The sequence below is a fragment of the Natronomonas halophila genome (genome assembly GCF_013391085.1).
In the GTDB taxonomy this organism is placed as follows: domain Archaea; phylum Halobacteriota; class Halobacteria; order Halobacteriales; family Haloarculaceae; genus Natronomonas; species Natronomonas halophila.
In genome coordinates this window covers 1,937,472-1,948,856 of the sequence record NZ_CP058334.1, presented here as the reverse complement: position 1 = coordinate 1,948,856, position 11,385 = coordinate 1,937,472, and the positions used below count along the sequence as shown (strand labels likewise).

The 11,385-nt window shown below is 63.2% G+C and carries 10 protein-coding genes; 4 read left to right on the top strand and 6 right to left on the bottom strand.

All coding sequences use genetic code 11. The annotated features are described in order from the left end of the window. From HWV23_RS10490 to HWV23_RS10475, 4 genes are all read left to right on the top strand, one after another. Positions 1-1,110, top strand: a complete 1,110-nt coding sequence (locus tag HWV23_RS10490) for a TrbL/VirB6 family protein (RefSeq protein WP_178290355.1) — start codon at positions 1-3, stop codon at positions 1,108-1,110. Positions 1,111-1,113: 3 nt separating this feature from the next. Further along, positions 1,114-2,208: a TraC-like domain-containing protein gene (locus tag HWV23_RS10485; protein ID WP_178290354.1), complete on the top strand. Its 1,095-nt coding sequence runs from the start codon at positions 1,114-1,116 to the stop codon at positions 2,206-2,208. Further along, positions 2,205-4,289 carry a VirB4 family type IV secretion system protein gene (locus HWV23_RS10480; RefSeq protein ID WP_178290353.1) on the top strand — a complete coding sequence of 695 codons (2,085 nt, stop codon included), beginning with the start codon at positions 2,205-2,207 and terminating at the stop codon, positions 4,287-4,289. The genes HWV23_RS10485 and HWV23_RS10480 overlap by 4 nt, the downstream gene beginning before the upstream one ends. 121 nt (positions 4,290-4,410) lie before the next feature. Continuing rightward, positions 4,411-5,217, top strand: coding sequence for an aldo/keto reductase (locus HWV23_RS10475; protein ID WP_178290352.1), 807 nt, complete (start codon positions 4,411-4,413; stop codon positions 5,215-5,217). Between the two features lie 77 nt (positions 5,218-5,294). Here HWV23_RS10475 and HWV23_RS10470 read toward each other — a convergent pair whose 3' ends face one another. The 6 genes from HWV23_RS10470 to HWV23_RS10450 are packed head-to-tail and all read right to left on the bottom strand — an operon-like array spanning position 5,295 to position 11,105. Beyond that, the gene (locus HWV23_RS10470) at positions 5,295-6,293 is read right to left on the bottom strand and encodes a phosphate signaling complex PhoU family protein (RefSeq protein WP_246282674.1); all 999 of its coding nucleotides are present in this window, start codon (positions 6,291-6,293) and stop codon (positions 5,295-5,297) included. A 2-nt stretch (positions 6,294-6,295) separates the two neighbouring features. After that, a complete protein-coding gene (locus tag HWV23_RS17200) occupies positions 6,296-6,427 on the bottom strand; it encodes a hypothetical protein (RefSeq protein ID WP_281362653.1) in 132 nt (43 codons plus the stop codon). 2 nt (positions 6,428-6,429) lie between these two features. Beyond that, the gene (pstB, locus tag HWV23_RS10465) at positions 6,430-7,353 is read right to left on the bottom strand and encodes a phosphate ABC transporter ATP-binding protein PstB (RefSeq protein ID WP_178290351.1); all 924 of its coding nucleotides are present in this window, start codon (positions 7,351-7,353) and stop codon (positions 6,430-6,432) included. After that, the gene (gene pstA / locus HWV23_RS10460; RefSeq protein ID WP_178290350.1) at positions 7,346-8,899 is read right to left on the bottom strand and encodes a phosphate ABC transporter permease PstA; all 1,554 of its coding nucleotides are present in this window, start codon (positions 8,897-8,899) and stop codon (positions 7,346-7,348) included. Before pstA ends, pstB begins: the two co-directional genes overlap by 8 nt. Beyond that, a complete protein-coding gene (gene pstC, locus HWV23_RS10455; RefSeq protein ID WP_178290349.1) occupies positions 8,896-10,005 on the bottom strand; it encodes a phosphate ABC transporter permease subunit PstC in 1,110 nt (369 codons plus the stop codon). Before pstC ends, pstA begins: the two co-directional genes overlap by 4 nt. A gap of 35 nt (positions 10,006-10,040) precedes the next feature. After that, a complete protein-coding gene (locus HWV23_RS10450) occupies positions 10,041-11,105 on the bottom strand; it encodes a PstS family phosphate ABC transporter substrate-binding protein (protein WP_178290348.1) in 1,065 nt (354 codons plus the stop codon). Positions 11,106-11,385 lie beyond the last annotated feature (280 nt).

Here is an 11,385-nt window from a genome sequence, read left to right as displayed (position 1 = left end):
ATGGCCGAAACACCGTTCTCAGATTTTGGTCTGAAATGGTTCGAGGACATCGTCAAAAGAGTCACAGAATGGTTTTCAGAGGAATTAGTGGGGGGACTTCGCGATCTGGGTGCCTCGCTCTTCGCCACACCTCTCCCGGAGGGTGATGGCACTGCTAAAGTCTTCAGCAAGCCCCCAAAATCAGACGGTCTCTGGCACGGCATCTATGAGGCAACCGTGGCGGGAGAGATGATGATTTTCGGACTCGTTATTCTCTTTCTCTGTGTCCAAGGACGGCATTTTATCCGGATATTCAACATGGGAAGCGCCTACGAACAGCGAAAGGCTCGGCGGTCGTCGTGGACAGGTGCATTCCTCATTGTCACCTGGTATTGGCTCGCGGTGATGACGTTGTACTTCGTTCACGGGCTTACAATCGGGTTGCTCCCGAATATCACGCAGGTAGCGGAGGCACTCATCGCGATGCTTCCACACGCGGTTGATACACCCGTAGTCACGCTTCTCATGGCGATGGTTGGCGGCCTCTCGATGCTCGCTGTACAGGCGCTGTTTTTCATTCGAGACGTCCTACTGTACGTGTACCTCTACGGGATGCCAGTTGGGCTTGCGATTTCCTACGGAAACGTTCCTGTCCTTTCGGGAATCGCCCGACGAATCTGTGCCCAGTTTATCCCGCTCGCGATTCTCCCATTGCCGGCTGCGCTTCTGTTCCGCGGCTATGCGTTCCTGTTTACTGGCGAGTCAAAACTGGCCGTTTCAGGGTCGTTCTTCGAGTATCTCGTCGTAATCTCGCTACCGATTATCGCGTTATTCGTCACCTGGAAGACGTTCCAATATGCGAGCCCGCTGGCAGCCCGAGTGCTGGGAACAGCGAGTCGAGGAACAGTGCTGTTGGGAACCGTCGCTGGAGCGGCTGCGATCGGTGGTCCGAGAGCCGCTGCTGCTGCCGGCCGTTGGGGACCAACAGCCGGCGCAAGCGTGGCGGTATCGAACCGATACAGAGTCGCCCGACGAACGGGAGATCAACCTGCCTCGGATTCATCCGACGAGGCGGACTCTGGAGGTCGTTCGGAGTATCGGCGAAAAGAAAACGATCCGGCCTACTACTGATCAATGACTGACTACGACAGAGCACAACGGCGCATCATGAACCGTCTCGGTGAAGACAATCGCATCCCGGTCATCAACATTCGGGAAGGAGATGTCGGCGTCTTGCTTGGATTTCCGTTAGCTGGCCTACTCATCGGCAGTTTGCTGAACATCGGTATCGTTACCATCGGTCTCCTCTTCACAGGGCTGACCATCGGTACGGCACTGGTCTATGCAGCACCACCGCAACTCACCGCGTGGGACTGGTTGACCGACGTTCTACGCTATGTCACAAAGCGTCCACGGGTGACCCACAGCTATCGCACGGCGGATACCAACCCGACCACCGAGGGCGGTCTGGTTCAGTACACGCCGTTCAGCGTCGATGAATCCACACAGGACCTGACGAACGTCAGGCGGGCATGGCCGGGTGCGAACGCCATCGAGCGGACGGATGGGACGATGGAGGCGTTCATCGAACTCGAACCGGCGAACATGGATTTCGCCATGTCAGATGACTGGGCCGCCGTCCAGCGAGCGGGCGAGGAGTTCGCGAACAACGAGTTGGGCTTCCCACTGACGATGTATGCGACGACCCGCTCGTTTCCGGTCGAACGGCTCGTCAAACAACTCGATGATCGACTTGAAGACGAGGACGTCCAAGCCAATCCGGTCTTCGGCGAGTTGATCGAGGAATACCAAGACAAACGGCCCGACGACCTCGCAGACGCTCAAGAGTTGCACTACTATCTCGGCGTCGAGGTCGATCGCATTGAGGTCTACAAGCGATACGGAGCCGAGCAAACGCCGGGCGAGAAACTCACGAAGTTCCCGATTATCGGTTTTCTGTTCAACCCGTTCGTCACCCGGCGAGAGCAACTCGAAGAATCCGAGTTGCGGGCTGCAATGTTCGAAAAGCTCGATGATCGAATCGAGACGGTCCGCTCGGAGTTCATCGACAACGTCTCCGGGTGGACCGACCGACGCCTCACGACAGTCGAGATATTCCTTCTACTGACCGAATTCTGGAACGGTGAGGAACTCAGCGAAGACCACGCCGAGCAGCTCATCCGTACCGAACCGGCTGTGAGTCGGAGTCCGCGGGAGGACGACCGATGACACCAAGCGAGGTTATTACAGACGCGATCAGTCGACTCGATTCGCTACCGCCTGTCGTTTCGAGTGAGGGAATACTGGTATACGGTGTCAGCAGCGTGCTCGCACTCATCGTGATCGCGAATCTCGTTTCGTGGTGGCGCGAGCGAACTCGCGAAGAGACACCACTCTCCTCCCACCTCGACGAGGAAACGTTGGAAGCGGCCGATATCGAACGTGATCTGTTGGATTCGATCGCCGAACAGCATCAGGATACGGTAGCACCAGCGGCGGTTCAGTGGGATACCAGAGCCGCGAAGGTCGGTGAACAATGGACGACCACTCTGTACGTCGCAGAATATCCCGACGCTCCGAAGGATGGCTATCTGAGCAAGCTCTTCGAGTTGACCGATATCGAGTTCGACGTGACGTCTCGCATCGTGCCAAAAAACCAAGGCCGTGCTCGCGACGAACTGCAACGGGTGGCCGACGACTTACAGGCTGATGCCGACCTCGAAAAATCGGTCAGGGGTGCCTATCTACAGGAGAAAGCCAACGACGCCGTCGCGACCTACAAGGCCGTCGAGAACGGCCAGCAGGTCTTCGACCAGGAACTCGTCATTACGGTGCGGGCGGACACACGGGACGAACTCCAGCAGGCCGTCAAGAAAGTCAGAGCGACGCTCCGTGAGCAACCGGCTGGACTGGAACCGAAGACGGCGATTTGTACGCAGGACAAGGCGCTCCGGTCGGCCGCTCCGGTCGGTCCGAGCGGGCTGGAACGGGATGCCGTTGCGCTCGGCGGCGCCGTCGGTGCGTTGCTTGCGTCACCGCATAACGCAACGATTCTCGAGGACGGTGGCGTCGAATTCGGTATCCACAAGGACACCCGAAGCCCCGTCGTTATCGACCCCTTCGAGCGCGAGGACGGCTATGCGATGTTCACGGTTGGGGATCCTGGTTCGGGGAAGTCCTTCGGTTCGAAACAGAACTTCATCCGTACGCTAGAGCGTGATCCGGATCGGATTGGGGTCGTTCTCGAGCCGCTCAACAACTGGAATGGGGTCGTCGATGCGCTCGGCGGCCGACAGTTGACCGTCGGCGGAACGCTGGGTCTCAACCCGTTAGAAATCAAACCGACCCCGGAACACCGCCGTGCCGAACGTGGCGATGATGCGAGCCCTCTAAAAGAAAAGCGAAACCGGGCGGTGAGTTTCTTCACGAACTACTTCGCGCTCCGCGATGTGGACCTCGGCGATCGACGCACAACGCTAGAACTCGCCATCGACGAAGCCTACGACCGGAAGGGAATCACGGAAGACGTCTCGACGCACAGCCGCGAGAGTCCGACGGTACAGGAGATGCTGGATATTCTCGAAGAAATGAGCGAAGACCCCGATGAGTATGTCGTGCGAGTAGAGGCCGAAGGCGAGAAGATCCGATCGGATGCCGTCTGGCTGCTCGATCAGTTGCGTCCCTTCGCTGAAGGCGGGCAGTTCGAGAACCTCGGTCGAGAGAGCGAATTCGACATCCGAGACGAGAAGGTGTTGTATCTGGACCTGACTCAGCAGGGTGGGTCTATCGGTGGACACACGAGCCTGTTGATGGAGTTGCTCATTTCACTGGTCTATGAGCGTGCCAAGGAGACAGAAAAGGAGGTCGTGTTTATTATCGACGAGGCGCGGTACCTCATGAAAGACGCCGAGACCCTGGAGTATCTAGAGACCATCTTCAGACACCATCGCCACCACGACTTGTCGATTCGACTGGTCACACAGACTGTCGATGAGTTCCTCGCACACGATATCTCAAAAATCATCCTTGACCAGTGTGCCATCAAGCAGTTCCACAAACTCGACGGGATGGACCCGGATATCGCGGAGATCTTCGATTTGAATCACGCCCAAATGCGGTTCGTTCAGAACGCGGTTCCGGGTGACAAGGAGAAAGGCTACTCGCAAGCACTCCTCGGCGTCGACGGGGAATGGCGTGGAATCAAAATCAGAGCACTCCCCCGAGAGATGGCTGTCATCGAAAACGAAACGCCACCAGATCTCGCTACTGGTACAGAAGCAGATTCATCCGCTATCGCGGATGACGATTAATCCAGGCCCTCTGCCGGTTTGGTTTTTCAACGGGTCAACGGGTGACCCGTATGCAAGAAAATTCTACAGCTCAGTCAGTTGGAGGACGAACACCCAAGGGACCGCCGCCTCCATACGGGGTATGGTCGTCGAGGAACTCCCCGACATCGGCATCGGAACCTACGAGAACACCGACCCGGAGGTCTGTGCGGAAAGCGTCGCGACGGCGCTGGACTGCGGCTACCGGCACGTCGATACCGCCGAAGGCTACGAGAACGAACGGGCCGTCGGCGAAGGCATCCGGCGGTCCGACGTCGACCGCGAGGACGTCTTTCTGGCCACGAAAATCAGCCCGGACAACCTCTCGTACGACGACGTTATCGACCACGCCGAAGCCAGCCGGGAACGCCTGGGCGTAACGACGCTCGATTTGCTGTACGTCCATTGGCCGATTCGGGCCTACGACCGACGGGAGACGCTGTCGGCGTTCGACGACCTCTACGAGCGTGGCCTGATTCGAAACGTCGGCCTGTCGAACTTCACGCCCGAACTGCTGGAGGCGGCTATCGAAACGCTCGATGCGCCGCTGTTCGCCCATCAGGTCGAGTGCCACCCCCTGCTCCAGCAGGGCCGACTCCGTGCACTGGCCCGCGAGCATGGCCACCAGCTGGTCGCCTACACGCCGATGGCGAAAGGCAACGTCACCGAGGTTCCGGAACTGGTCGACATCGCAGAGAGCCACGGCGCGACGCCCGCACAGGTCGCGTTGGCGTGGCTGCTCTCGAAGGACTCGGTCGCCGCGATTCCGAAATCCGCATCCGCCGACCACATCGAGGAGAACATCGGCGCCCTCGACGTGGACCTGACCGACGCCGACATCGAGCGAATCGACGCCATCGACCGCGAGAAACGGTACGTCGATTTCGAAGAAGCGCCGTGGAACCGGTAGGCGACCCGCGTCGGTAACCGGAACGGTACGACCAGTTCGGCCGCTCCTACAGCGACGGCTGCAGGAAAAGGGAGCGCCTATCGGTTATCGGTCGCATCGAGGAGCGCGACGACTTCGGCGACGTTGCCGCCGTGTTCTGCGGTCCGGCGGACGCGTTCGACGATGCGCCCGTAGAGATACGTCGATTCGGTGCGGCTGTCGTGGAGTTCGCGGTCGAAGGTATCCGCCGCATCGAGTACGTCGGCTCGCTGCCCCAGCGCCCGCGCGGCGTCGCCGTCGAGGGCGGTCGTAACGACCCGCCGTGCGTCCGCGCCGAACCCCGCCAGACGGTCGGCGACCTCCGTCGGCGGCCCCGCCGGCTGGCGGTCGGTTACCGCTGCGATGCGTTCGGCGTGGTCGGCGACGCGTTCGAGTTGGCGGGCGATACGGAACTGGGCGAACGCCCGCAGATGGCCGGGTTCGAGGTGCTCCATCTCCCGGACGTCGGTGAGGACGCGATGGAACTGCCGGCTGACGAGCGCGAACAGCCGGTCGACGTCGTCATCGCGGGCGGCGACCTGTGCGGCGAACTCCGCGTCGTCGGTCCGGACCGCCTCGATGGCGTCCCGATGCATCGGCAACGCGAGATTGCGGAGCTGTTCGATGGTGCGTTCCAGCGAAACTTCGGCGGCGTTCAGCAGGCTCCGAATGCGGAGTTCGGTCTCTGATTCCTCGGCGATTTCCATCCCGACGAGGTCGGTGACGATGCTCGATGCGAGGCGACGCTGGGCGGTCGACAGCCCCGTCTTCGAGCGCACCTCGATGGCGTCGGCACCCGAAACGTAGGCGGCTCGCATCCGCCACGCGAGTAGTTCCTCGTCGAGGCTGTCGGCGTCGATGACCGTCGTCCGGCCGCCGTCGTTGCGCTCGGCCGGCGCGACGACGAGGCGGTCGTCGAAGGGATAGATGAGCAGGCCCGTGCCGGGCGAGATATCACGCTGTGTCGCCCACTCCTTCGGGATGGAGAGGGTAAACGTCGAGCCGCCGGCCAACTGCACCTTCCGTTTCACCGGGTCGGAATCGGATATCGAGTTCATCGTCAGTAGAGCGACCCCGCGTCGTGGTCGGTCATGTAGACGATGCGCGCACAGCCGTCGACGGCGTGGTCGCTCATCTCGACGACGTCGGCGCGGAGGGCGTCGAGTTGTCGCTGGTAGTCTGCTCGGGACATGGTTAGCCGAACTTCCCGGTGATGTAATCCTCGACGCGGTCGCTGTTCGGGTTCTCGAAGATGCGGTCGGTGTCGCCGTACTCGACGAGTTCGCCGCCGGTGAGGAAGACGGCCGTCTGGTCGGAGATGCGGGCGGCCTGCTGCATGTTGTGGGTGACGACGACGACCGTGTACTCCTCGGATAGCTCCTCGATGAGGTCCTCGATTTTCGCAGTCGCGATGGGGTCCAGCGCCGACGCCGGTTCGTCCATCAGGATGACCTCGGGGTCGACCGCGAGACAGCGGGCGATACAGAGCCGCTGTTGTTGGCCGCCCGAGAGGCTGAGGGCGTTCTCGTCGAGGCGGTCGTTGACCTCGTCCCACAGCGCCGCCTTCCGGAGGGACTCCTCGACGATTCGGTCCCGCTGTTCGCGGTCGTCGCGGCCGGTCAGGCGGTCGAAGAAGCCGGTCCGGACCTCGCCGTGTTTGCGCGGCCCGTAGGAGACGTTCTCCCGAATCGACTTCGGGAAGGGGTTCGGCGCCTGAAACACCATCCCGACGCGCTTGCGGAGTTCGACGAGGTTGACGCCACCCTGATAGATGTCTTCGCCGTCGTAGGTCACCTCGCCGTCGACGTCGGCGGCGCGAATCCGGTCGTTCATCCGGTTCAGACACCGGAGGAACGTCGACTTCCCGCAGCCGGATGGCCCGATGAGCGCGGTGACGCTCTCCTCGGGAATCTCCATGCTGATGTCCTTCAGCGCGTGGTCGTCGCCGTAGTGGACGTCGAGGTTTCGAACCGACATCTTCGGGTCGCCCTCGAAGTCGTACTGGCGCCAGGCGGGCCGAATCGTTTCCTCGGACTCGCCGACCGTCGTTGCGCGCACAGCGTCGGGGTCGTCGCGTCCATCGGTCCGTTCCGTCTCCAATGGTGTGGTGTTACTCATAGTTGAGTCTCCGTCTGAAGTACATCCGCGTGGCGATGCCGACCGCGTAGAACGACAGCACGACCACCAGCAGCACGAAGGCGGTGCCCCAGCCGTACTCGACGGCGTTCTCCGCGGAGACGCCCGAGGTGATGGTCGCGTACAGTTGATACGGGAGGGCCGGTGAACTCTGCAACAGCGCGTCGTTGGCGACGAAGGGCGGCGCCGAGGTGAACTCGAAGGACCCGAGAACGTTCGGGGCGTCGTCGCGCAGGCCGCCGGACATCACCAGCAGGATGGGCGCCGTCTCGCCGGCGATGCGGCCGACGCCCAGAATAACGCCCGTGACGATGCCGGGCATCGCCGCGGGGACGACGACGCTTTTGACGGTCTCCCACTGGGAGACGCCGAGGGCGGCGCTGGCGTCGCGGTATTCGTCGGGAACGGCCTTGATGGCCTCCCGTGAGGTGATGAGACACAGCGGCATCAGCATGAACCCGAGAACGAGCATCCCCGACAGCAGCGAGGTGGTGCCGCCGAGTCGCGGCACGAGGAAGGCGTAGCCGAACAGGCCGTACACTACCGAGGGCGTACTCCAGAGGCCGTTCGTGGCGATTTCCACGGCGCCGACGAACGGCCCCTGTTCGGCGTATTCGGTGAGGAACACGGCGGCGGCGACGGCGACGGGGACGCCCGTTAGCGTCGCCCCGACCACGAGGTATATCGTGCCGACGATGGCCGGGAACACCCCGTTGACCACGTCCGGCCGGAACGAGTAGCCGTTCAGGACGAACGGCCAATCGAAGGGGGACAGCGAGAACCCCTCGAAGGCCGGGGCGACGCCCTTCGTGACGATAAAGAGGATGATGGCCAACAGCACGGCCAACATCCCGAGCGCGTTCAGCGCGACCAGCAGGTACGCGCCGGCCTGTCGGCCCTCGCTGCCGTAGCCGCCGTAGGCTTTCGCGCCGGCCCACGCCGTCAGGAGCGCGGCGACCGCAAGCAGCACCGGAATCGTCATCGACCCCGAAAAGCCCGCCGAGAGCCACTCGGGGTCCCACAGCCACGCGGGCGTGAGGAGGTTCGTCAGCACGGCCCCAGAGACCGCGACCGCAACCGCAACCGTCGGCAGCGTCGACCCGAGATCCTCCGGCAGCAACCCGAGGCCGACGAACGTGACGGCGCCCGCGAGGAGGCCAGCGGGGACGCCTCCAAGGGGGCCGAAAGCGCCGATTTGGGCGGTCGACAGCCAGACGACGGCGGCCGCGATAAGGCCGAATGCGCCCGCGGTGACCGTGCCCGGCGTCTCGTCGGGCGTCGTTGCGACCCGCCCGAGTGCCGACCCGACGCCGACGACGCCGACGCCGAGACCCATCGCCAGCAGGCCGCCAGCGAGGAAATCGTAGAGGCCGATACCGAGGACCGACGCCTCCTCGGTCACCACGCGAGCGACCGCCAGCACCGACAGCACGAACACGAGGAGGCCGAGGCCAATCGTCGTCGAGGCGACACGCTCGCCGAGCGTCGCCTCGTCGGTGACGAGCGTCGAGGCGTACTCACCGCTCATGGCTCACCCCCGAGTTTCCGCTCCATCCGAAGTTCGACGCGTCGGGCGCCGATGCTCAACACCAGCACGGTGACGAAGAGGACGACACCGGCCGCGAACAGCGCGCTCATGTGGCCACCGTCGGCGTTGCCGTACTGGCTGGCGATGAGGCTCGTCAGCGTCTCGGTGCTCGCGAAGACGTCGGCCAGCGGTTGCGGGAGTTGCTGGCTGTGGCCGATGATGACCGTCGCGGCCATCGTCTCGCCGATGGCCCGGCCGATGCCGAGCAGTACGGCGGCGGAAACGCCCGACAGCGCCGCCGGGAGCGTGATGCTCTTCGTCGTCTGCCACTCGGTTGCGCCCATCGCGGCCGACCCGTCACGCATGCTGGCCGGCACGCTCGTGAGCGCGTCGTCGGCGACCGAAACGACCGTCGGCAGCGCCATCAGCCCGATAACCAGGCCGACCAGAAAGAGGCTCCCGAGGTTCGACATCCGCAGGTGCTCGAAGAGGAAGGTGTTCAGCGTCACGAAGCCGAGATAGCCGTAGACGATGGAGGGAATGCCGGCCAGAATCTCCACGCCCGGCTTGACCACCTCCCGGACCATCGGCGGCGCGATTTCAGCGAGAAAGAGCGCCCCCGCGATACCGAGCGGCCCCGCGATGACCATCGCGATGGCGGTGGTCACGAGCGTGCCCCAGATCATCGGCACCAGCGAGTAGGTGTTCGACCCGGTGCTCCAGAACGTCTCGACGGCCGGCAGCGAGACGCCCAAGACCGTCACGGGGTCGGTGAAGCCGAACAGGCGGGCGCCCATCAGCCGGAAGGCGGGCACCGCCCGATAGAAGATGAACACCGTGATGAGGCCGAGAATCGCTATCGTCGAGGCGGTGGCGATAAGCGACAGCACGCGGGCGGTCACGTCCTGCTGGGTGACCCATCCGTAGCCGACCGCCGCGAGGAACGCGACGAGCGGCACCACGGCCAGCAGGTCGTTCAGCAGGAACAGGACGAACGTTCCGAGCAGACTGACCGACAGCACGGCGAGCATCGCCGCGGCCTCCCGGGAGAGGTCGGTCCGACGGTCGAGTCGCGGAATCGCTTCGAGGGATGAAGAGCCGAGCATGGAGTGAGTCTCGTAAAATATTCGCAGTCAGCGGCTCAGTTCGACGGCTCGGGCAGTTTGTCGATTTCCTCCTGCCGGCGGTCGTCGTTCAGCGGCAGGTAGTCGTTGGTTTCGACGAACATCTGCTGGCCGTAGTCGCTGAGAATCATCCGGATAAAGGCCGCCTCCTTGTCGGAGGTTCCTTCCCACGTATAGCAGTGCAGCGCCCGCGACAGCGGGTAATCGAGCGTCCCGAAGTCGTCGGGATACTCGTAGAGTTGGCCGTCGATTTCGAGGTCGATGGCGGGCGTCGCGTCGTCGACGAACGCCAGGGCGATGTAGGCGATAGCGTTGTCGGAGTTGTCGACGAGCGTCTTGACCTGCTGGTTTTGGCCCTTCCGGGTGTCGACGCCGGGCATCTCGGCGTCGGGGTCGCCGAGGACGTTCGCGCGGAACGAGGTGTCGGTCCCGGAGCCGACCGCGCGGCCGACGGCCTGAATCTCCTTGTCCGGCCCGCCGAGTTCCGACCAGTTTTCGACGTTGCCGCGATAGATGTCCTGAACGTCCGCGAGGGTCAGTTCGGTGACCCCCGCTTCGTACAGTTCGGAACTGACGATGATGGGCTGGGCGTCGATGGCGACGACGTGGTCCGTGAAGGGTTCGAGTTCGGATGCCGGCCGGTCGGGGAACTCCGCGCTGACCGGCGCGCTGGCGTCGCCGATGTCGACCTGTCCGCGTTCGAGTTTTTCGAGGCCGACGCCGGTGTGGTTGAGGCCGACGCTGACGAAGAACGGCGGCGTGCCCTCCTCGCCGCTGGGTTCGAAGCCGTAGAGGCCGGCCCAGTAGTCGGCCATGTTCTTGTCGGTGTCAATATCGTACTGTCCGGGGCCCCAGTACTCCTTGTCGTCCGCGGGCGCGTTACCGTTCCACAGCGAGCCCGCTCGACTCGTGATGGGATAGACCGTCGAGGAGCCGTCGGCGGTAAGCGGCTCTGAACCCCCCTCGTTGCTCCCGGTGACGTTGCCGAGACAGCCGGCCATCGAGGCCGCCCCGACCGCACCGGTACCGAGAATCACCTGTCGCCGCGATACCCCGTCGAGACGCGAGTTCTCCTGCGTCATCACCTGATTGGTCCCCGAGGGTTACTAAACCGGTTTATAATAGGGGTATCACACGGTACGTCGCCGGCTGTATCCCTCCGTCCGCGTCCCCACCTGAACGTACCGGGGTGATGGCCACAGAGGGCTATATACCGGTACGGAGAGAGACGAACGAACCACGCGGACGGAGACACGCCGGTCGGTCCTGAAGGCGGCGACCGGCCGCTACACGCTCGGGCCGCTGCAGGCCAGCGCCGTCGACGGCGAGGAGTGGCTGAGCGTCCCCGGGACCGAAAGCGAG